This window comes from Micromonospora sp. NPDC050276 (assembly GCF_044459545.1).
Lineage (GTDB): Bacteria > Actinomycetota > Actinomycetes > Mycobacteriales > Micromonosporaceae > Micromonospora.
The window spans coordinates 100447-121400 of sequence record NZ_JBITJA010000008.1; the positions used below are offsets into that span (position 1 = coordinate 100447).

Genomic DNA, 20954 nt, shown 5'->3' on the forward strand with positions numbered 1-20954 from the left:
CGTACCGGCTGTTGCTATCCGGGCATGACCCGCTGCCGCCGGCGCAGCACCGCCGCGCCGAGCAGGGCCGCCGCGGCCAACGCGGCGAGCGCCACCTCCGGCCACCAACCGAGGCGGGTGGCGAGGGTGCGTCCGTCGTCGAGGCGCAACTGCCGCACCACGACCTCCCGGGTGTTGAACCCGGTGGCATCGCTTACCCGCCCGTCGGGTGCGACGAACCCGGACACCCCGACCGTGGAGGCCATCAACGCCGGTCGCCCGTGCTCCACCGCCCGCAGCCGCACCATGGCCATCTGCTGGCGGGCCTCCGCCACGTTGAAGGTGGCGTTGTTGGTCTGCACCACCAGCAGCTGCGCGCCACCGGTGACGGTGTCGCGGACCACCTCGTCGTAGGCGACCTCGAAGCAGATCACGTCACCGAGCACGGCGGGGCCGGCGCGTACCACGCCCGGGGTGCTTCCGGGCACGAAGTCGCTGCGGATCAGGTCGACCTGCTTGCTGACTATCCGGGCCACGTCGCGCAGCGGCACGTACTCGGCGAACGGGACAGGGTGGCGTTTCGTGTACAGCTGGTCCATGTCGGCGCCGGTGCCGGGCCGCCACAGGATGCCCGCGTTGCGGACCTGCCCGGCGCCGGGGCCCAGCAGCACCGCGCCGACCAGGATCGGCGCCCCGATGGTGTCGGCGGCCTGGGAGATCCGCGCCCCGGCGGCGGGGTTGCGCAGCGGGTCGATGTCGCTGGAGTTCTCCGGCCACACCACCAGGTCGGGTCGGCGCTGCTGCCCGGCGGCGACCCGACCGGCCAGCTCGATGGTGGCGTCCACGTGGTTGTTGAGCACCGCCTGCCGTTGGGCGTTGAAGTCCAGGCCCAGCCGCGGCACGTTGCCCTGCACGATCGCCACGGTGACGGTGGCGCCGGACCCGGCGGCGGCGACCGGCACGAGCAGACCTCCGCCGGTCAGCGCGAGCGCCACGACCGCCGGTACGGCCACCGGGACCCACCGCCACGCCGCCGCGCCCTGCGGGCCGTCCGGACCCGGTGCGGCGTTCTGCGGGCCGCCTGGGCCCGCCGGGGTGTGCCGGGCGGTGACCCAGCCCCGCCAGGCGGCGGTGACCAGCAACCCACCGACGAGGGCCACGGCGAAGGTCACCAGCGGGGCGCCACCCAGCGCGGCCAGGCGCAGCAGCGGTGAGGTGTCCTGGCTGAACGCCAACCGGCCCCACGGGAACCCACCGAACGGGGTGCGGTCGCGCAGCGCCTCCTGCCCGACCCACAGCAGCCCGGTCAGCGCCGGCCACGCCCAGCGGCTGCGGTCGGCCAGCGGCGACACCCAGGCGGTGCCCGCGCCCAGCAGCGCCAGGTAACCGGCCTGCAGCAGCGACAGCAGCACCCACGGCAGGTAACCGGTGTGCAGGTTCGTCCAGGCCAGCAGCGGGGCGAAGAACGCCACCCCGGTGAGGAAGCCCAGGCCGGCGCCGGCGCGCAACCGCCGCCGGTGCGCGGCGGCGGCCAGCAACGCCACCCCGACGGGCGCGAGCGGCCACACCCCGTACGGAGGGAACGCCACCAGCAGGGCCAGCCCGGCGGCCACGGCCAGGGGCACGGCGACCCGCAGCGGCAGGGGCCGACCGGCGACGACCGGTGGGGGCGGCGCCGCCGGGGTGTGGGTCTCATCCCGGTCCAGGGTCGTCACCGCTTCACCTCGATCACGGGGCGAAGGCTACCTGGCTGGTGGGCGGACCGGCCGCGTCGGGCTGTCGGGCACGAACCGCCCGGGGGAATGAAATCGGGGCGCGGCTCGCGCCGCGCCCCGATGCTCCCAGGCCCTTCCCGGCCGGTGTGGCGAGGATGGGGCACGACGACCTTCGGACCGACCGGACGTGGACTGGCTGCCCCCGCCGGGCCGTTGTCTACTGGCCGTGCACCTCACCCTGCCCGTACACCGGTAACCGCGGCCGGTTCGCGCCGCCCCGCCGACCCCCGCCCGCTGGACCTGGCCGCCGCGACGATGATGCTGAAACATGTCGCTCGGCCAGCGGACGAAGGGACGAAGCGAACAACAGCCGCTTCCCGTGGTAGGACTCAAAGACGGTACGTGCCGACCCCCGTCGGTTGTCAACCCGCACCCGGCCTGTCGTGTGTTGCGACACGGCGTGTCGGGTCGGCGAGTCTCAATGCGTACGCAGATGGTGACGCAGCAGCGCCTGCGCGGCTCCCCGGTGGTCCTCGGCGAGCAGCCCCCCGGCGGCCAACACGTAGTCGGCGTCGACCACGGCGGCGGCGGCGCGCGGCACCGCCCACCCGCCGGCGTGGTCGGCGAGGACGGCCGCCAGGACCTGCCCGGAGGTGCCTGTCGGCGCGTGCCGCAGCACCCCACCGGAGCCCACCATCAGCCGTACGTCGCGCAGGTCCCGCCCGGCCCGCTCACCGGTGGCGGCGCCCCGGGCGTGCCGCCGCAGGGCGACTGTCGCGGCGAGGGTGGCGATACGCGCGTCGGTGGCCCGCTCGACGTCGTCGACGGCCAGGAACGCCGGGTCGTCGGCGCGGCGCGCCGCGGCGGCCGTCAGCTGCGCGGACTCGTCCGCGGTGAGCAGTCGCTCCTCGGCGGCGGCGCGGATCACCCCGGGGGCGCTCCACCGCATGCCCAGGTCGCCCTCCACGGTGCGGGCCCGCCACAGACTGCCGGCGACCTCCCGGCCCGGCCCGGTGGCCCGCTCGTCGGGGGTGAGCACCGAGTACACGTCGGTGGTGGCCCCACCCACGTCGACCACGGCGAGGTCACCGCCGAGGGTGTCGGCGAGCACCTCCACACCGGTGAGCACCGCGTCGGGGGTGGCCGCCCGCACCAGCCGCGCGAACCGGGTGCCCCGCGACAGTCGTTTACCGCCGATGACGTGGCGCAGGAACACCGCGCGGATCGCCGCGCGCGCCGACGCCGGGGCGAGCACCCCGATGCGCGGCAACACGTTCTCCGCGCCGGTGACCGGCACCCCGGCGTCGCGCAGCAGCCCGGTCACCTCCTCGCGGGCGTCGGCGTTGCCCGCGTACACCACGGGGGTGCGCCACCGCGCTCGGGCCAGGCGGGTGGCGTTGTGGGTGATGGTGTCGGCGTCGCCGCCGTCGGTGCCGCCGACGAGCAGCACCACGTCGCATCGGGCCGCCCGCACCGCGGTCAGGTCCGCCGCGCCGAGCCGACCGGCCGCGACGTGCACCACGTGCGCGCCGGCGGACAACCCGACCCGCCGGCCGGCCTGGGCGGTGACCAGCGGCTCGTAGCCGATCACGGCCAGCCGCAACCCACCGCCGGCCGACGAGCACACGTACCACGGCACGTCGCGGACCCCGAGCCCGGCGGTGGCCGCCGCGACCGCGGCGTCCAGGCCGTGCAGGACGTCGGTGCCCACCGTGGTGGGCACCGACGCCGCGCCGGCCAGGACACCGGCGGCCAGGTCCACCACCGCCACCTTCGTGTACGTGGAGCCGACGTCGGCGCAGACCGCCAGGGTCACCGGCCTACCCTGTTCGCGACTGCGGGGCTCGCAACCCCGGCTCACTCCTCGCGACTCACTGTGCCTCTGGTGTTCGCGACTGCGGGGCTCGCAACCCCGGCTCACTCCTCGCGACTCACTGTGGCGGCGGGAACGACCACGGTGCCGGTCGCGGTGACCGCCACGATCGGCGGGTCGAGAACCTCGGCGGCGGACGCGGAGCGGTCCGGTCGGCCCCGGCACACCACCGCGCAGTGCAGCTCCAGGGTGCGGCTGCGGGTGCCCACCCGGGACACCTGCGCGGTCACCTCCACCACGTCCCCGGCGTGGATCGGCGCGTGGAACCGCACCTCGGAGTACCCGGCGAACAAGCCCTCGTCGCCGTCGGTGCGGATGCACACCTCGGTGGCGACGTCGCCGAACAGCCCCAGGGCGTACGCCCCGTCGACGAGGTTGCCGGCGTAGTGGGCGTGCGCGTACGGCACATACCGCCGGTGCGTCACCGTCAACCCGAGCCGTGCGTCGGTCATGCCATCGCCTTCCGCTGTGTGATCAGGGCGTGCACGAGGTAGCTGGCCACCTCGCCGGGTGTGGTGCCCCGACCGAAGATCCGGTCCACGCCCAACTCGTCGGTCATCGTCTCGTCGAACCGGGGGCCACCGACGATCAGCAGCGGCCGCCGGCCCGCCGGCATCGCCTCCCGGAACGCGGCGGACATCTCCCGGGTGTTGTGCAGGTGCGCGTCACGTTGGGTGACCACCTGCGACACCAGCACCGCGTCGGCCTTCTCCGCCCGGGCGGTCTCCACCAACTCCGGCACGCTGACCTGCGCGCCCATGTTGGTGACCTTCAACTCCCGGTAGTACTCCAGGCCCTTCTCCCCCGCGATGCCCTTGACGTTGAGGATCGCGTCGATGCCCACGGTGTGCGCGTCGGTGCCGATGCACGCCCCGACCACGGACAGCTTGCGCCGCAACCGCTGCTTGATCACCGTGTTGACGTCCTTCGCCGACAGCAGCGCGAAGTCACGCTCCACCACCTGCACGGCGTTGACGTCGACCAGGTGGTTGACCCGCCCGTAGACGACGAAGAACGTGAACCCGTCGCCCATCGGCTTGGCGTGCACCACCATCGCCGGGTCGATGCCCATCTTGTTGGCCAACTGCACCGCCGCGCCCTCGGCGCGCTTGTCGTGGGCCACCGGCAGGGTGAACGACACCTGCACCATCCCGTCACCGGTGGTGTCCCCGTACGGCCGCACGATCTGCTTGTTGGTCTGCGCACTCACGCGGCGGCCTCCAGGATGTCGGTGGCCGGGTTGCAGTAGTCGGCCTCGTGCGCGGCGACCCCGTCGAGGCCCTTGCCCCGGTCCGCAGGCCGCTTCATGATCCCGAAGGTGCCCTCGGCGATGGCCGTCAGCAGGGTCTGTTCCCCGATGCGCTCCAGCAGGTCCAGCGCCTCACCGAGGACCTGGTTGGCGCGGCGGCGGATGAACCCGCCCGGCGCGGGCACGAAGTCCTCGTGCAGCCCACCGGCCGCGCCCAGCACGTAGCGCACGTTCTGCAGGGCGATGTCCCGGTCGGACAACCACGGTGTCACCACCGCCTCGGTCATCATTCCCACCAGCAGGATGCCCTGGCCGGTCAGCGCACCGGCCAGGTTGAAGAACCCGTCGAGCAGGTTGCCCCGGAACACGTCACCGGTCATGTGCTTCGTCGGCGGCATCCACTTCAGCGGCGCGTCCGGAAACAACTCCCGGGCCAGCAGGGCGTGCGCCAACTCCAACCGGAACGACTCCGGCACCTCCGGGTTGATCTCGAACGCGTGCCCCAGGCCCAGCTGCCAGTCCGCCAACCCCGCCTCGTGCGCGAAGAACTCGTTGAGCAGCTGAGACACCGTCACCGTGTGCGCCTCGTCGACCGCGTCGGCGGTGGTGAGGTAGTTGTCCTCACCGGTGTTGATGATGATCCCGGCGCGGGCGTGCACCTGCCGGGAGAACCGCTGGTCGACGAACGTGCGGACCGGGTTGATGTCACGGAACAGAATCCCGTACATCGAGTCGTTCAACATCATGTCGAGGCGTTCCAACCCAGCGAGGGTCGCCATCTCCGGCATGCACAGCCCGGACGCATAGTTGGTCAACCGCACGTAGCGGCCCACCTCCTTCGACGACTCGTCCAACGCCGCCCGCATCAGCCGGAAGTTCTCCTGCGTGGCGTACGTGCCGGCGAACCCCTCCCGGGTCGCACCCTCGGGCACGTAGTCCAGCAACGACTGCCCGGTGGAACGGATCACCGCGATCACGTCCGCGCCGGCCCGCGCCGCCGCCTGCGCCTGCGGAATGTCCTCGTAGATGTCGCCGGTCGCCACGATCAGGTAGATCCACGGCCGCTGCTTCGGGTCACCGTGCCGCTTGATCAGCCGGTCCCGCTCGGCGCGGCGCCGGTCGATGCGCCGGATGCCCGCCCCGACCGCCTTACGCGCCGCCGACCGGGCAGCCGTCGCCGCCCGCCCGGTGGGCTGGGTGAACCGCACCGACCCGGCGGCGGCCTTCTGCGCCAGCAACGTCACATCGGTGCTGCCCTCACGGACCAGGGCGTCGAACACCGGCACCGCCACCCCGTGACCCAACCCCACGTCCGCGGCGACCGCGTCGACGAGCCGGTTCACCCACGGAATGCCGTCCGGGTCGGCACCGGTCACCCCGGCCAACCGCAGCACCGCCCGCTCCACCGACACCGTGGTGTGGCTACGGGCCAGGTCCACCACCGGCTGCCCGGCCCGACGCGCCAACTCCCGCGCCCGCGCCACCAGCACCGGATCAAGATCAAGCTTCCCGGTCATGATGACCCTTCCTCATAGATGACCTCCCCGCGCAGCACCAGGCGCCGACACACCGGCAGCGGCGTCGGGTCGTCCGGACCCCGCTGCTCCGGGTCCTCGGCCAGCAACACCGGCAAACCCCGCTCCACCCCCGCCGGCGTCGACCACACCGCGAACGTCGCCGGCGCACCCAACGCGAGGACCCCCTCGACGTCCAGGTGCACCGCCCGCCACCCACCCCGGGTGTGCGCCGCGAACGCCGAGCGCACACTCATCCGCTGCGCCGGGTTGTGATGCGCCGCCGCCGCCCGCACCGACCCCCACGGGTCCAGCGGCGTCACCGGCGAATCCGACCCGAACGCCAACGCCACCCCCACCGAGTGCATCGCACCCATCGGGTTCGACTCCAACGACCGGTCCAACCCCAACCGCGCCTCGTACATCCGCCCCGCGCCACCCCACAACCGGTCGAACGCCGGCTGCATGCTCGCCACCACGCCGTACTCCACGAACCGCGCGATCAACCGCTTGTTCATGATCTCCGCGTGCTCGATGCGGTGCCGGGCCGCCCGCAACCGCTCCACACCCACCGTCCGCGCCGCCGCCGCGAACCCGTCCAGGACCGTCCCGATGGCCGCGTCACCGATGGCGTGGAACCCGCCCTGCAGGCCGTGCGCCGCGCAGTCCACCAGGTGATCGCGCACCTGCTCCACCGACAGGTACCCGTGCCCGCAGCCGTCACCGTCGCCGTACGGCTGCGACACGTGCGCCGTGCGCGACCCCAACGCCCCGTCGGCGAACAGGTCCCCACCGGCGCCCACCGCACCCAACTCCCGGGCCCGCGCCGCGCCACCCAACTCACCCCAGTACCCGTACACCTCCGGCAACCCGGCACCGGAGATGCCCAGCAGGCCGGTGAAGTCCTCCTCGTCGGAGATCTCCGGGCCACCGCACTCGTGCACCGCCGCGATCCCCAACGACGCCGCGTGCGCGAGGGCCACCCGTTGCGCCGCCACCCGCTGCGCCCGACTCACCGACCCCTGCGCCGCCGCCCGCACCACATGGTGCGCGTCGCGCCGCAACCACCCCGACGCGTCGTACCCGGGAGCCTGCACCGCCGGTGGGCACGCCGCCAGCATCGCCGAGGACACCAGCGCCGAGTGGATAGACGCCTGCGACAGGTACACCCGCCGGCCACCGGCCGCCCGGTCCAACGCCGCCGCATCCGGCAACGTCGGATCCGACCAGCCCGACTCGTCCCAGCCGTGCCCCAACACCACCGCGTCGGCCGGCAGACCCGCCGCGAACCCCGCCACCGCGTCGAGCAACTGCCCCGCCGAGCGCACCCCGGACAAATCCAGCCCGGACAACGCCAACCCGGTGTCGGTGGCGTGCACGTGCGCGTCCACGAACGCCGGCGTCACCAGCGCCCCGCCCAGGTCCACCACCTGGTCGGCCGGCGGCGCGTCGCCGTCGGTCCCCAACCAGGCGATCCGCCCACCGGACACCAGCAGCGCCGTGGCGCTCGGGTCGGCGGGACAGTGCAGCACGCCGCCGCGGTACAACGTCGAGGGGTTCGTCATGACCTCAGTCTGCCGCGATCCGCGCCGCGAACAGTTGACGCACCCCCGGCTCGGCACGCAACAACCCCAGCGCCAGCTCCGCGTGCCCCGGCACGTACCCGTTGCCCACCAGCATCGTCACGTCCGCCGCCAGCCCCTCCGCGCCCAACGCGGCCGCGGAGAAGCTCGTCGCCATGGAGAAGAAAATCACTGTGCCGCCGTCCGCGGTAGCCAACACCGCCCCGTGCTCACAGCCCGGCACGTCCACGCACACCACCGTCACGTCCGCCGGGGCGCCCAGTGCGGTGGTCACCGCCGTGGACAATCCCACCGGGTCGCGCGCGTCGGCCAACGCCACCACCGAGGCCAGACCGGCGGCCGTCAGCGCGTCGCGCTCCGCCGCCACCGGCACCACCCCGACGGTACGAGCGGCACCCGCCCGCCGCGCCGCAGCCAGGGACAGCGACCCGCTCTTGCCCGCCCCACCGATCACCGCGACCCGTACCGGAGTCGGGTCACCGGCACGCTGACGATCCTCGACGTACCGCGACACCACCCGGGCGGTCAGCGCGGGCGCCCCGCACACGTCCAGCACGGCGAGGGACAACTGAGGGTCCTCGTCGTCGGGCAGCACCGCGGCGATCGACCGCGCGAACAGGATCGCCCACCCGTCACAGGGCACCTGCTCGCTGCGGCCGTCCCAGCGGGCCAACCCGTCGGTGATCACCAGCGGCGTCAACGTCAACGACACCAGAGTGGCGACCCGCTCCCCCGCCTTGAGCCCGAGCGGGGACCGCCGGCCGGCCTCCTCGACCGTGCCGATCAGCATCCCGCCGGAGCCGGTCACCGGGTTCTGCATCTTCCCCCGCGTCGAGATGATCTCCAGCATCTCGGCACGGACCGCGTCACCGTCGCCGCCGTGCTTCTCCGACAACTGCCGGAAACTCGCCGCGTCCAGGTTGAGCCGCTGCACCCGGATCCGCACCTCGTTGGGCGCGATGGCGGCGGACGCGTCCAACCGCCAGGCCGCCTGCGGCAGCACCCCCGCCGGTTGCACGACGCGGTGCAGTCCCACCGGTGACGTCACGCCGACCTCCCCTGTCCAGCCGTCCGAAGCCCCGGTCAAGGCTCGCGTAACGGGAAAACTTACGGCAGACTAGTTTCTGTACCGAATATTTTCCAGTAGCCTTCGGGCCCGTTGATCAACCGCAGCACCGAGGAGGGGCCGTGACCCAGACCCAACCGGTTGAGACCATCCCTCAACCCCGTCACGCCCCGGTCGCCGCACCGACCGCCGGGCAACCGTACGAATACCACCGCCGCCCCCTGGTCGAACCCGACTGGACCCGCTTCCCCGGCTGGCGCCACGTCACCCGCGACCAGTGGGAATCCGCCCAGTGGCAACGCGTCAACTGCGTCAAGAACATCAAGCAGCTCCGCGCCGTCCTCGGCGACCTCATCGACGAGAGCTTCTACGCCGACCTCGAGGCCGACCAGAAGGCCATGGCCACCATGTCCATGCTGGTGCCACCGCAGATGATCAACACGATGGTGCCGTTCGCGCCCCTCACCACCGAGGCGCTGCTCGCCGACCCCATCCGCCGCTACATGATCCCCGTCGCCTCCGACCGGCGCACCGACTGGCCGTCCCACCCCTACGCCAGCCGCGACAGCCTCCACGAGCACGACATGTGGGTCGCCGAAGGGCTCACCCACCGCTACCCCACCAAGGTCCTCGCCGAGCTGCTCTCCACCTGCCCGCAGTACTGCGGACACTGCACCCGCATGGACCTCGTCGGCAACTCCACCCCCGCCGTCGACAAACTCAAACTCACCCTCAAGCCCGTCGACCGCTACGACGCCCACATCGCCTACCTCAAGGCACACCCCGGCGTCCGCGACGTCGTCGTCTCCGGCGGCGACGTGGCCAACGTGCCCTGGCGCAACCTCGAGTCGTACCTCATGCGGCTGCTGGAACTGGAGACGGTCCGCGACATCCGGCTCGCCACCAAGGCCCTCATGGGCCTCCCCCAACACTGGCTGCAACCCGACGTCGTCGAAGGCCTGGAACGCGTCGCCCGCACCGCCGCCCGCCGCGGCGTCAACCTCGCCATCCACACCCACGTCAACCACGCCCAGTCGCTCACCCCACTGGTCGCCAAGGCCGCCCAGACCGCCCTCGACGTCGGCGTCCGCGACGTCCGCAACCAGGGCGTACTCATGCGCGGCGTCAACGCCACCACCCCGGAACTGCTCGACCTCTGCTTCGCGCTCCAGGGCGAAGCCGGGATCCTGCCGTACTACTTCTACATGTGCGACATGATCCCCAACGCCGAACACTGGCGAGTCCCGGTCTGGCACGCACAGCAGCTCCAGCACGACATCATGGGCTACCTACCCGGCTACGCCACCCCCCGGATCGTCTGCGACGTCCCCTTCGTCGGCAAGCGCTGGGTGCACATGCTCACCGACTACGACCGTGAGCGCGGCATCTCCTACTGGACGAAGAACTACCGCACCTCCATCGAATCCGCCGACCTGGAGGCGCTCAACAAGCGCTACGCCTACTACGACCCGATCGACACCCTGCCCGCCGACGGCCAGCAGTGGTGGGCCGACCACCGCGACGACTGATCCCACCCACGACGTGACACACCCCGGACGGCCGACCGTCCGGGGTGTGTCACGTCCGGCGCCCGGTCAGGAGACGGGCGAGCCGGCCAACACCTCCGACAACGGCGCCGGCACCAAACCCCGCTCCCGCAACCCGGCCAGGATGTGCGGCAACGCCTCGTCGGTCATCGCCGCGTTCGCCTCGGTCACGTGCATGATCACCACCGACCCCGGGCGGACGTGGTCCAACACCGCCCGCACCAACGGCTTCCACGCCGTCGCGAACGGATCACCGCTGACCACGTCCCCGTCGACGACCGTCACACCCAGCGGCGCCAACGCGTCCAGCGCCGCCGCGTCGTGACACAACCCCGGAAAACGGAAGTACCGGGTCTGCCGACCCCCGTACGGCTCGATCACCGCGAACGTCTTCGCCACGTCGCCGGCCAACTCGTCAACCGGCAGCCGCGGCAGGTCGTAGCAGTTGGCGGTGAACGCCGCATGCCCATAGGTGTGGTTGGCCAACTCGAAGCGTGGATTGCCGGCGATCCGCCGGGTCACGTCCGGGTACCGCTGCACCCACTTGCCGGTCAGGAAGAACGTCGCCGGCACCTGCTCCCGCTCCAGCAGGTCGAGGATGCGCAGGTTCGCGTACGACTTCACCCGACCGGCACGCAGGCTGGCCAACATCGCGTCGGTCATGTCCGCGTCGAACGTCAACGCGACCTTGTTGCCGGTCCGCGGCCCGTGATCCACCACCGGCGCCCTGGTCCCCACCCGTGTCGCCCCCGGGACAGCCGCAACCGTCGGCGTCGGAACGGTCGGCGTCGGAACGGTCGGCGTCGGGTTGCCCTGCGGCATGCCGGAGGCCGTCGGAACCGCCCCCGGTGCCGTGGCGCTGGTCGACGGCACGGCCGGAGAGGCGGACGAGCCGACGAAGACCGGCTGGTCCGGCGGCGGCACCCGGGACGCCGTGCACGCGACGCCGCCAACAACGGTCGCCGTAACCAGTACGCCACACCACAACGGACGAAGCCGGGGTCGGATCACGCCGCAGATCATCGCAGACGCGGGGATGCCTCACTGCCCCGCGAGTCCACCGCGTCGATCTTGCAGTTTCGGTTGTCGGTACAAGCGTAAATGCCCCTTGTGCCGGGACAGTAAGTGCAAGATCGGCGGGTTGCCCACCACCGGCGCGGCGGGGACAGTGGATCAGGCGGAGCCGCCGCGCGGGGCGTACATGATGACCGCGACACCGAGCAGGCAAAGCGCCGCGCCGGTCAGGTCCCACCGGTCCGGGCGGAAGCCGTCCACCATCATCGCCCAGCCCAACGACCCGGCCACGAACACCCCGCCGTACGCGGCCAGGATCCGGCCGAAGTTCGGGTCCGGCTGGAACGTCGCAACGAAGCCGTAGCAGCCCAGCGCCACCACCCCGGCCGCGATCCACCACAGCCCGCGCTGCTCCCGCCACCCCTGCCAGACCAGCCAGGCGCCGCCGATCTCGGCCAGCGCGGCCAGCGCGAACAACACCAGGGAGCGCAGCACGGTCACGCCGCAGACCCTAGCGGCGCACACATGTCGGGTCCCCGGGCAGCACCTGCCTGGGGACCCGATGACCGCTCAGGTCACTTGTTGAAGGCGTCCTTAATCTTGCTGCCGGCATCCTTCATGCTCTGCCCGGCCTGCTTGGCGCGCGCGTCGCTCTGCTGGCTGGCGCCCTCGCCACGCATCCGCTCGTTGTCGGTCATGTCGCCGACGCGCTCCCTCGCGGCGCCGGCCATCTGCTCAACCTTGTTCTTTGCCTTCTCGGTGAAGCTCATCGCGCCTCCTCGGCCTGGCGGTTGTCCCGGCTCGCTTGCCCGGTCTTCCGGTGCCGAAACCGGTGGTGCTGGTCGGCACACCCGGTAGGGCATCCTAGGAAGATAGGTTGTGGGTGGGTCGCCTGTCGGCCCCTCCCACGATGGTTAACTGACCGCATGGGAGAGCTCCTGCTGATCCGGCACGGCGAGACCACCTGGAGCGCCAGCCTGCGGCACACCTCGTACACCGATCTGGAGCTGACCCCCGACGGTGAGCGACAGGCCCGCACCCTGGCCGCGTTCCTGGCCGGCCGACGCTTCGTCACCGTGCTGGCCAGCCCCCGCTCCCGGGCGCTGCGCACCGCTCAGCTGGCCGGTCTCACCGTCGACGCCGTCGACGAGGACCTCAGCGAGTGGAACTACGGCGAGTACGAGGGCCGCACCACCGTCGACATCCACGACGACGATCCGCACTGGAACATCTGGACCGACGGCTGCCCCGGCGGCGAGTCCCCCGCGCAGGTGGGCGAACGCCTCGACCGGGTGCTGGCCCGGGTCACCCCACTGCTCGACCGTGGCTCCGTCGCACTGGTCGGGCACGCGCACAGCCTGCGTGTGCTCGGCGCCCGCTGGATCGGCCTGCCCCCGTCCGCCGGCGGACGGCTACGCCTGGACACCGCCACGGTCAGCGCGCTCGGTCACGAACACAGCCGGCAGGTCATCCTGCGGTGGAACCAGCCGGCTCCTCCGGCGCCCGGGACCGCGACCGACTCGGTGCCGCAGCATTGATCTTCGGCGGCCGGTTCTCGTACGGCGTGGACAACACCACCGTCGTCCGGGTCGTGACGTTCGCCGAGGTGCGGATCTCCTGCAGCACCCGCTCCAGGTCGGTCGGGCTCGCCACCCGCACCAGCAACAGGTAGAAGTCCTCCCCCGCCACCGAGTAGCAGGAGTCGATCTCCGGCAGGTGGGCCAGCCGCTCCGGCGCGTCGTCCGGCTGCGACGGGTCGAACGGGCGGATCGCCACGAACGCCGTCAGCGGCAGCTCCAGCGCCTCGAACGACACCCGGGCGGCGTACCCCTTGATCACCCCGCGCTGCTCCAGCCGGCGGACCCGCTGGTGCACGGCGGACACCGACAACCCCACCCGCTCGGCCAGGTCGGTGTACGACAGACGGCCGTCGGCGGTCAGCGCGGCGACGATAGCGCGGTCGATCTCCTCCACGGCGTGCAACCTACCGGGAAAACCGCCGCACGGCGACGAGGTACCCGGGTGGCGGGCCGCGGCGGGCAGTGACACACCCACCGCAGCCGCACCACGACGCACCGTCAGCCCTTGGCCAACGACCGGGAAATCACCATCCGCTGGATCTGATTCGTACCCTCCACGATCTGCAACACCTTCGCCTCGCGCATGTACCGCTCCACCGGATGGTCGGCCACGTAACCCGCGCCGCCGAGCACCTGCACCGCGTCGGTGGTCACCCGCATCGCCATGTCGGTGGCGAAGAGCTTCGCCTTGGCCGCCTCGATGGCGTACGGGCGGCCGGCGTCGCGCAGCCGGGCCGCCGCCAGGGTCAGCGCGCGGGCGGCGGAGATCTGGGTGGCCGCGTCGGCGAGGAGGAAGCCGAGGCCCTGGAAGTCGATGATGGAGCGCCCGAACTGCTGTCGTTCCCGGGCGTAGGAGACCGCGTAGTCCAGAGCCGCCTGGGCCAGCCCGACGGCGCAGGCCGCGATGCCCAACCGGCCCGAGTCCAACGCGGACATCGCGATGGTGAAGCCCGCCCCCTCGCCGCCGATCAGCCGGTCGGCCGGCACCCGCGCCTCGTCGAAAGCAATCTGCGCCACCGGTGAGGCGCGCAGACCCATCGTCCGCTCGGCCGCCTGCGGGGTGATCCCGGCGGTGCCCGCGTCGGCGAGCAGGCAGGAGATGCCCTTCGGACCGGCCCCTCCGGTGCGGCAGAAGACGTTGTAGAAGTCCGCCGTCCGGGCGTGGGTGATCCACGCCTTGGTGCCGGAGACCAGGTACGCGTCACCGTCGCGCACCGCCCGGGTGCTCAGCGCCGCCGCGTCCGAGCCACCCTGCGGCTCGGAGAGGCAGTACGCGCCCAGCAGTTCGCCACCGAGCATGTCCGGCAGCAGCTTGCGCTGCTCGTCGCTGCCGAACGCCGCCACCGGGTAGCAGGACAGGGTGTGCACGCTGACCGCCTCGGCGACCGCGAGCCACCGGCTGGCCAGGATCTCCAACACCTGCAGATACACCTCGTACGGCTGCGCCGCGCCGCCGTACTCCTCGGGGTAGGGCAGGCCGAGCAGCCCGGCCCGGCCCAGCGTCCGCAGCACCTCGCGGGGGAACTCGGCGCGTTCCTCGAAGGCCGCGGCCTTCGGCGCGAGCTCGCGATCGGCGAGCTCGGTGGCGAGGCCCAGCAGGTCGTGGGCCTCGTCGGTGGGGAGGATCCGGTCGACAGTCATAGCGCGATGAGCTCCGTGGGGGTGGTGTTGAGCCGTTGCACGCCGTCCGTGGTGCAGACGACGATGTCCTCGATGCGGGCGCCGTGCCGGCCCGCCAGGTAGATCCCCGGTTCGATGGAGAACGCCATCCCGGCCTCCAGGGGCCGGTCGTTGCCGTCCACCAGGTACGGCTCCTCGTGACCGTCGAGACCGATGCCGTGGCCGGTGCGGTGCAGGAACGCGGGACCGTAGCCGGCGGCGGCGATCGGCTCCCGGGCCGCGGCGTCGGCCGCCGCGCCGGTGACCCCGGGCCGTACCGCCGCGACGGCGGCGCGCTGGGCATCACGCAGCACCGCGTAGTAGTCCAGGAACTCGGCCGGCGCCGGCCCGCCCGCCACGTAGGTGCGGGTGCAGTCCGAGCGGTAGCCCGACGCCATCGTGCCGCCGATGTCGACCACCACCGGCTCGCCGGCGCCGATCGGCCGGTCGGAGGTGCCGTGGTGCGGGCTGGCGCCGTTCGGCCCGGCCGCCACGATGACGAAGTCGACGGTGACGTGCCCGGCGGCGCGGATCGCCGCGGCGATGTCGGTGGCCACCTCGGCCTCGGTGCGGCCGGGGTGCAGCCACTCACCCATCCGCAGGTGTACCTCGTCGATCGCCGCGCCGGCCTCGGCGAGCGCCGCGACCTCCGCCGAGGACTTGCGGATCCGCAGCTCGCGCAGCACCTCCCCGGCGAGCCGTTGCGCGGCGCCGGGCAGCGCCGCGCGCAGGGCGAGGACCTGCTCGGCCCACATCCGGTCGGCGAGCCCGACCGCCGCGACCGGGCCGTCGAGGGCGGCGACGACCAGGGGGTACGGGTCGGTGCCGTCGATGTGGTCGACGATGCGGACCCCGGTCGCCGGCGCTGGGGACGCCTCCGCCGCCGGACGCTCCAGCTTCGGCACGACGAGGGTGGGTTCGCCCTCGGCGGGCAGCACCAGGCAGGTCAGCCGCTCCCCCGCGTGGGCGTCGTACCCGGTCAGGTAGCGCAGGTCGGAGCCCGGGGTGAGCAGCAGGGCGTCCAGGCCGGCGGCGGCCGTGGCGCGCTGCGCGGCGGTCAGCCGATCCGGCGGAAACAGCTCGTCGATTCCCACCCCGTCAGCTTAACGGTCGTTTGGGCAAACCCCATATCGACATCGGCGGGCCGGAAATCCATAGATGTTGATTGACTCGGACAGTTAACACTCTTTAAGATTTGGCTGCCTCGAGGCCCACCCGTCCCTGCGTCCCGCACCCCCCCGCCCGCGACAACCTGCGTGGGCGGGAGTCGTCCCCCGCCCACGGGAAGGCCCCCGATGTCCTCACCACTGCGCCGCGCCCTCGCCGCCGGCCTGCTCGCGCTGGCCACGGCCGGCGCCACCCTGACCGTCACCTCCACCGCCGCGCAGGCCGTGGTGCTCCCGAACAACTTCAAGAGCGTCGGCTACATGCCCTCCTGGGCCGGCAACGTCAACACCATCCAGTACAACAAGCTCACCCACATCAACTACGCGTTCGTGCTGCCCAACAACGACGGCAGCCTGCGCGCGGTGGAGAACCCGAGCAAGCTCTCCTCGCTGGTCTCCCAGGCACACGCCAACAACGTCAAGGTGTCGATCGCCGTCGGCGGTTGGAACGACGGCAACGACTCGGCCTTCGAAGCCCTCGCCGCCAACTCCGGCAGCCGCACGAACTTCGTCAACAACCTGGTCAACTTCGTCAACCAGTACAACCTCGACGGCGTCGACATGGACTGGGAATACCCCGACCCGGGCGCCTCCGCCAACAACTACACCCAGCTCATGACGCAGCTTGGCAGCGCGATGCACAGTCGCGGCAAGCTGCTCACGGCCGCGGTGGTCTCCGAGGGCTACTCCGTCGACGGCGTGCAGCCGGCCGTGTTCAACCAGGTCGACTGGCTCAACATCATGGCGTACGACGGGGGCAGCCCGCACGCCAACTACGACTGGTCGATCAACAGCGTCAACCTGTGGAAAGCCCGTGGACTGCCGGCCAGCAAGGCCGTGCTCGGCATCCCGTTCTACAGCCGACCCGGCTACTACACGTACTCGGCGCTGGTCGCCCTGGACCCGGCCAACGCCAACCGGGACTGCACCACCGCCGGTGGCGCGCAGCAGTGCTACAACGGCATCCCGACGGTCAAGCGCAAGACGCAGTGGGCCCTCGCAAACGCCGGCGGCGTCATGAACTGGGAGCTGTCGCAGGACACCACCGGATCGACCTCCCTGGTCAACGCCATGTACGACACCATCATGGGCGGCACCACCCCGCCGCCGACCGGTCGGACCGGCCGGATCACCGGGATCGGTGGCAAGTGCGTCGACGTGGCCTCGGCGAGCACCGCCAACGGCGCCGCCATCCAGCTCTGGAGCTGCAACGGCACCAACGCCCAGACCTGGACCGTGGCCAGCGACGGCACGCTGCGCGCCCTCGGCAAGTGCGCCGACATCACCAGCGGCTCCACCGCCAACGGCGCGAAGGTCCAGCTCTGGGACTGCAACGGCAGCGGCGCGCAGGTCTGGCAGGCGCAGTCCAACGGCACGCTGCGCAACCCGCAGTCGAACAAGTGCCTGGACGCCACTGACAACAGCTCCGCCGACGGCACCCGGTTGCAGATCTGGGACTGCTTCGCCGGCGCCAACCAGCGCTGGACGCTCCCGGCCTGACCCGCGCGGAGACGGCCCACCGGATCCCCGGTCGACGCTACGGCGTCAGCCGGGGATCCCCGCGTGTTCCCCGACCAGGGCGAGCATCTCCTGCACCGAGCCGGCCGGGTCGGTGACCGGGAACTGCACGGCGCGCACCACCGCCCTCGGGTCGACCAGCAGCGTCAGCCGCTTGAACCGGGTCACCCCACCCGCCCGGAACACCGGCAGCAGCAACCCGGCGCCCAGCCGGCCGTCCTCGTCGGACAACAGCGGAAACGGCAGTTCGGCGTACGCGGCGAAGTCGGCGAGCTGATCGGGCCGCTGGGTGCTGACGCCGTACACCCGCACCCCGGCGGCCAGGAAGTCCGGATGACGTTTGGCGTAGGTGGTCGACTCCAGGGTGCAGCCCCGGGCGCCGGGGATTTCAGCCCAGCCGGGCGGATAGCCGTGCGTGCCCGGCGCGTACGCCCCGGGGAACAGGTAGAGCACGGTCCACGTGCCCGTGGCGGCCAGCGCGACCGGCTGCCCGTCGGCGGCGGGCAGGACGACCTCGGGGACCCGCCGACCGACCAAATCGTGCACACGACGCGCCTCGGCAGAGCCGGCGTCGGCCGTCGCGGTCAGCGCTCCGTCACCCATGAGATGCCTCGTTCCCCACTCCTGAAGTGCGATCAGCACCGGCAGCAACCCCTCGCCTCGGGCGGTGAGCACGTAGTCGTAGCGCGGGGGATGTCGCGAATACGGTCGGCGCTCCAGCACGCCGTGCTCGACCAGGGCGGCGAGGCGTTCGGTCAGCGCCCGTCGGCTGACCCCCAGCTCGCGCTGGAGCGCGTCGAAGCGGGTCGTCCCGCCGGCGACGTCGCGAACGATGAGGAAGGTCCACCAGTCCCCCAGCACCCCGAGCGCCTGCGCGATGCCGCAGTCCGCATCGGCAAGATCCTCACGCCGCACCCGCTACCTCCATCGGTCCCGCCCCGACTATAGTCCGTTCCGGATTGGAACGCTGCGGTTCGGCGCGGACGCGTGGTCCGCCCGTCGCCCGCCGGTTTCCCTCATCGAACGCCACCGGGAGTCATAGCCTGGAACCGGGGAGCCCACCCGGACTCCCCGACCGGGAGGACCGACGTGGCAACGAACGAGGCGAGCCGGGCGGCGACACGCCGTCGCCGCCAACTGTGGGCCGGGGTCCTCGCCCTCGTCGGCCTGGTCCTGCTGATCATCGGTCTCACCGTCGCCGACGGCATCGCGGCCTGGATCGAGGTGGTGGTCGCGATCCTGCTGTTGGTGACCAGCTACGTCGTGCAGCACCTGGCCCGACGGGAGACCGTCTACCGCCACGACGAGCGACGCTGATCCCCGCCGCCGGCCGGGCGTACGCCTGATCGTCGGACGGTTGTGCCAGGCTGTCCGGCGTGGCACACCGACCCCCGATCCTGCTGATCGACGCACCCAGCCTCTACTTCCGGGCCTACTTCGGCATTCCGGAGTCCGCCGCCCGGGCCGAGGACGGCACCCCGGTCAACGCGGTGCGCGGCTTCCTCGACATGCTCGCCACCCTGATCCGTGGCCGCGGCGCCGACCGGATGGTCTGCGCACTGGACTACGACTGGCGCCCGTCCTGGCGGGTCGACCTGCTGCCGTCGTACAAGGCGCACCGGGTGGCCCCGCAGGGTGGCGAGGTCGTGCCGGACACCCTCTCCCCGCAGGTGCCGATGATCCTGGAGGTCCTCGCCGCAGTGGGCATCACCGCGATCGGCGCGACCGGCTACGAGGCGGACGACGTGCTCGGCACCCTCTCGGTGACCCAGCCCGGCCCGGTCGAGGTGGTCTCCGGCGACCGGGACCTGTTCCAACTCGTCGACGACGCCCGACCGGTCCGGCTGCTCTACGTCGGGCGCGGTGTCGCGAAACTCGACGACTGCGACGACGCCGCGGTCCGGGCCCGCTACGGCGTGCCGGCCGACCGGTACGCGGACTTCGCCGCGCTGCGCGGCGACCCCAGTGACGGGCTGCCCGGGGTGGCGGGCGTCGGCGAGAAGACCGCCGCCCGACTGATCGAGCGGTACGGCAGCATCGCCGGCATCCTGGCCGCGCTCGACGACTCCGACTCGTCCTTCGCACCGGGGCTACGCACCAAGCTGGCCGCGGCGCGCGACTACCTGGCCGTCGCGCCGACGGTGGTCCGGGTCGCCCTGGACGTGCCACTGCCGGAGCTGCCCACCGCGCTGCCGACCGCGCCGGCCGACCCGGACCGGCTGCTCGAGCTCGCCCAACGATGGAACCTGGCCGGCTCCGCCCGCCGCCTGGTGGACGCCCTCGCCGCCCGCCCCGGCGCCTGACCGCCCGGAGCGGCGCGGCCCCGGCTTATTTGATCTTGCGGGTGGACCGGACCACGATGCTCTCGTACTCCGGGTGCTTGACCAGCCAGTCGGCGAGGAACGGGCAGATCGGCACGACGGTCCGGCCCTTGCTCCGCGCGTCGTCCAGCACGGCCCGCGCCAGCGTCGACCCGACGCCCCTGCCCTCGTACGCCGGGTCGACCTCGGTGTGGGTGTAGGCGATGATCGAGCCGGTCAGCTGGTAGGTGACGAACCCGGCGACCGCACCCGCCTCGTCGCGCGCCTCGAAACGCTCCCGCTCCGGCGCGTCTGTCACGGTGAACTGCACCCGACCATCCAACCACCCGAGCCGGCGACGCTCAGCGCGAGGCCGGCCGGGGCGCGACCGTACGCGCATTGTCCCGGCCGAAACGGGAAACGCAACGCCGCCGGGCACACCGCGGGAGGGGACGCGCCACCATGACGAATCCATCGACGGACGGCGGCTTCGCCGTCGTGGAGATGTTCACGTCCCAGGGCTGCAACAGTTGCCCTCCGGCGGAGGAGCTGCTGAGCGAGATCGAACGCGACGCCCGGGAGCGGAGGCAGAACGTCTTCGCCCTCGGGTTCCACGTCGACTACTGGGACGATCTGGGCTGGCCCGACCAGTTCGCGGACGCGGCGTACACCACGCGGCAGGAGGCCTACGCGCGCGCGTTCGGCACCGGAGGCCTGTACACCCCGCAGATGGTCGTCAACGGCACCGTCGAGTTCGTCGGCTCCGATCGCCGACGGGCGGCCGGCGCGATCATGTCCGCCATGGCATCGAGGGCCACCACCCCACTCGCGCTCTCCGTTGCCAACCTCGGCGCGAGCCGGGTGATGCTGGACTACCGGACCGAGCGGCCGCCGGAGCGAGCGGTGCTGAACGTGGCGATCGTGGAACGGGGCCTGGACAGCGAGATCGCCCGAGGGGAGAACGCCGGGCGGACGCTCCGGCAGGACAACGTGGTGCGCGCCTTCAGGTCGGTGGCAATGCAGGCCGAGCCGGGGCAGGTGGAGCTGGCCACGCCACCCGATCTCGACCCGTACAGCGCCAGCGTGGTCGGCTATGTCCAGGAGGACGGCAACCGCGCCATCGTCGGCGCCACCGCCGTCGGGCTGTCCACCGCGTAATCTCGACCCATGCGGATGGCGCGTGGTGCGAGG

The 20954-nt window shown here is 72.2% G+C and carries 21 protein-coding genes; 6 read left to right on the forward strand and 15 right to left on the reverse strand.

What is annotated here, in order from left to right; genetic code table 11:
• Window positions 1-14: 14 nt before the first annotated feature.
• The 7 genes from lnt to ACIBF8_RS19130 all read right to left on the reverse strand — a co-directional run bounded on the left by lnt (window position 15) and on the right by ACIBF8_RS19130 (window position 8949).
• Complete coding sequence (lnt, locus tag ACIBF8_RS19100) at window positions 15-1694, reverse strand: apolipoprotein N-acyltransferase (RefSeq protein ID WP_396784484.1); 1680 nt, start codon at window positions 1692-1694, stop codon at window positions 15-17.
• Between the two features lie 478 nt (window positions 1695-2172).
• Window positions 2173-3510 carry a glutamate mutase L gene (locus ACIBF8_RS19105; protein WP_396784485.1) on the reverse strand — a complete coding sequence of 446 codons (1338 nt, stop codon included), beginning with the start codon at window positions 3508-3510 and terminating at the stop codon, window positions 2173-2175.
• 101 nt (window positions 3511-3611) lie between these two features.
• A complete protein-coding gene (locus tag ACIBF8_RS19110) occupies window positions 3612-4019 on the reverse strand; it encodes a hotdog domain-containing protein (RefSeq protein WP_396784486.1) in 408 nt (135 codons plus the stop codon).
• The gene (locus tag ACIBF8_RS19115) at window positions 4016-4777 is read right to left on the reverse strand and encodes an OAM dimerization domain-containing protein (protein ID WP_396784488.1); all 762 of its coding nucleotides are present in this window, start codon (window positions 4775-4777) and stop codon (window positions 4016-4018) included. Before ACIBF8_RS19115 ends, ACIBF8_RS19110 begins: the two co-directional genes overlap by 4 nt.
• Window positions 4774-6333 carry a lysine 5,6-aminomutase subunit alpha gene (locus tag ACIBF8_RS19120; protein ID WP_396784490.1) on the reverse strand — a complete coding sequence of 520 codons (1560 nt, stop codon included), beginning with the start codon at window positions 6331-6333 and terminating at the stop codon, window positions 4774-4776. The genes ACIBF8_RS19115 and ACIBF8_RS19120 overlap by 4 nt, the downstream gene beginning before the upstream one ends.
• Window positions 6330-7895: an amidohydrolase gene (locus ACIBF8_RS19125; RefSeq protein WP_396784491.1), complete on the reverse strand. Its 1566-nt coding sequence runs from the start codon at window positions 7893-7895 to the stop codon at window positions 6330-6332. Before ACIBF8_RS19125 ends, ACIBF8_RS19120 begins: the two co-directional genes overlap by 4 nt.
• Window positions 7896-7899: 4 nt before the next feature.
• Window positions 7900-8949: a zinc-binding alcohol dehydrogenase gene (locus tag ACIBF8_RS19130; RefSeq protein WP_396784887.1), complete on the reverse strand. Its 1050-nt coding sequence runs from the start codon at window positions 8947-8949 to the stop codon at window positions 7900-7902.
• A 152-nt stretch (window positions 8950-9101) separates the two neighbouring features.
• On the opposite strand from ACIBF8_RS19130, the gene ACIBF8_RS19135 reads away from it, so the two are divergent.
• Window positions 9102-10508 carry a KamA family radical SAM protein gene (locus ACIBF8_RS19135; RefSeq protein WP_396784492.1) on the forward strand — a complete coding sequence of 469 codons (1407 nt, stop codon included), beginning with the start codon at window positions 9102-9104 and terminating at the stop codon, window positions 10506-10508.
• 66 nt (window positions 10509-10574) lie between these two features.
• On the opposite strand, the gene ACIBF8_RS19140 is transcribed toward ACIBF8_RS19135, so the two are convergent.
• The 3 genes from ACIBF8_RS19140 to ACIBF8_RS19150 form a co-directional block, all read right to left on the reverse strand.
• Window positions 10575-11537, reverse strand: coding sequence for a polysaccharide deacetylase family protein (locus ACIBF8_RS19140; RefSeq protein WP_396784493.1), 963 nt, complete (start codon window positions 11535-11537; stop codon window positions 10575-10577).
• Window positions 11538-11699: 162 nt separating this feature from the next.
• On the reverse strand, window positions 11700-12041 hold the full coding sequence (locus tag ACIBF8_RS19145; protein WP_396784495.1) for a YnfA family protein: 342 nt from the start codon (window positions 12039-12041) through the stop codon (window positions 11700-11702).
• A 74-nt stretch (window positions 12042-12115) separates the two neighbouring features.
• Window positions 12116-12310, reverse strand: a complete 195-nt coding sequence (locus ACIBF8_RS19150) for a CsbD family protein (protein WP_396784496.1) — start codon at window positions 12308-12310, stop codon at window positions 12116-12118.
• Between the two features lie 156 nt (window positions 12311-12466).
• On the opposite strand from ACIBF8_RS19150, the gene ACIBF8_RS19155 reads away from it, so the two are divergent.
• Complete coding sequence (locus ACIBF8_RS19155; protein ID WP_396784498.1) at window positions 12467-13078, forward strand: histidine phosphatase family protein; 612 nt, start codon at window positions 12467-12469, stop codon at window positions 13076-13078.
• Here ACIBF8_RS19155 and ACIBF8_RS19160 read toward each other — a convergent pair.
• The 3 genes from ACIBF8_RS19160 to ACIBF8_RS19170 form a co-directional block, all read right to left on the reverse strand.
• A complete protein-coding gene (locus ACIBF8_RS19160) occupies window positions 13008-13514 on the reverse strand; it encodes an Lrp/AsnC family transcriptional regulator (protein ID WP_396784500.1) in 507 nt (168 codons plus the stop codon). The genes ACIBF8_RS19155 and ACIBF8_RS19160 overlap by 71 nt on opposite strands.
• Window positions 13515-13618: 104 nt before the next feature.
• Window positions 13619-14761, reverse strand: a complete 1143-nt coding sequence (locus ACIBF8_RS19165) for an acyl-CoA dehydrogenase family protein (protein WP_396784502.1) — start codon at window positions 14759-14761, stop codon at window positions 13619-13621.
• Window positions 14758-15873 carry a M24 family metallopeptidase gene (locus ACIBF8_RS19170; RefSeq protein WP_396784504.1) on the reverse strand — a complete coding sequence of 372 codons (1116 nt, stop codon included), beginning with the start codon at window positions 15871-15873 and terminating at the stop codon, window positions 14758-14760. The genes ACIBF8_RS19165 and ACIBF8_RS19170 overlap by 4 nt, the downstream gene beginning before the upstream one ends.
• A gap of 201 nt (window positions 15874-16074) precedes the next feature.
• On the opposite strand from ACIBF8_RS19170, the gene ACIBF8_RS19175 reads away from it, so the two are divergent.
• Entirely contained in the window at window positions 16075-17445 is a 1371-nt protein-coding gene (locus ACIBF8_RS19175) for a glycosyl hydrolase family 18 protein (RefSeq protein ID WP_396784505.1), read from the forward strand.
• A 45-nt stretch (window positions 17446-17490) separates the two neighbouring features.
• Here the strand turns inward: ACIBF8_RS19175 and ACIBF8_RS19180 are convergent, their stop codons facing one another.
• Complete coding sequence (locus tag ACIBF8_RS19180) at window positions 17491-18378, reverse strand: winged helix-turn-helix transcriptional regulator (RefSeq protein ID WP_396784506.1); 888 nt, start codon at window positions 18376-18378, stop codon at window positions 17491-17493.
• 174 nt (window positions 18379-18552) lie between these two features.
• Between ACIBF8_RS19180 and ACIBF8_RS19185 the strand changes: the two genes are divergently transcribed.
• Window positions 18553-18780 carry a hypothetical protein gene (locus ACIBF8_RS19185; protein ID WP_396784507.1) on the forward strand — a complete coding sequence of 76 codons (228 nt, stop codon included), beginning with the start codon at window positions 18553-18555 and terminating at the stop codon, window positions 18778-18780.
• 59 nt (window positions 18781-18839) lie between these two features.
• On the forward strand, window positions 18840-19766 hold the full coding sequence (locus tag ACIBF8_RS19190) for a 5'-3' exonuclease H3TH domain-containing protein (RefSeq protein ID WP_396784508.1): 927 nt from the start codon (window positions 18840-18842) through the stop codon (window positions 19764-19766).
• Between the two features lie 25 nt (window positions 19767-19791).
• Here ACIBF8_RS19190 and ACIBF8_RS19195 read toward each other — a convergent pair whose 3' ends face one another.
• Window positions 19792-20094, reverse strand: coding sequence for a GNAT family N-acetyltransferase (locus ACIBF8_RS19195; protein ID WP_396784509.1), 303 nt, complete (start codon window positions 20092-20094; stop codon window positions 19792-19794).
• 131 nt (window positions 20095-20225) lie between these two features.
• Here ACIBF8_RS19195 and ACIBF8_RS19200 point away from each other — a divergent pair, with 131 nt between their 5' ends.
• Entirely contained in the window at window positions 20226-20921 is a 696-nt protein-coding gene (locus ACIBF8_RS19200; protein WP_396784510.1) for a DUF1223 domain-containing protein, read from the forward strand.
• Window positions 20922-20954: the final 33 nt, after the last annotated feature.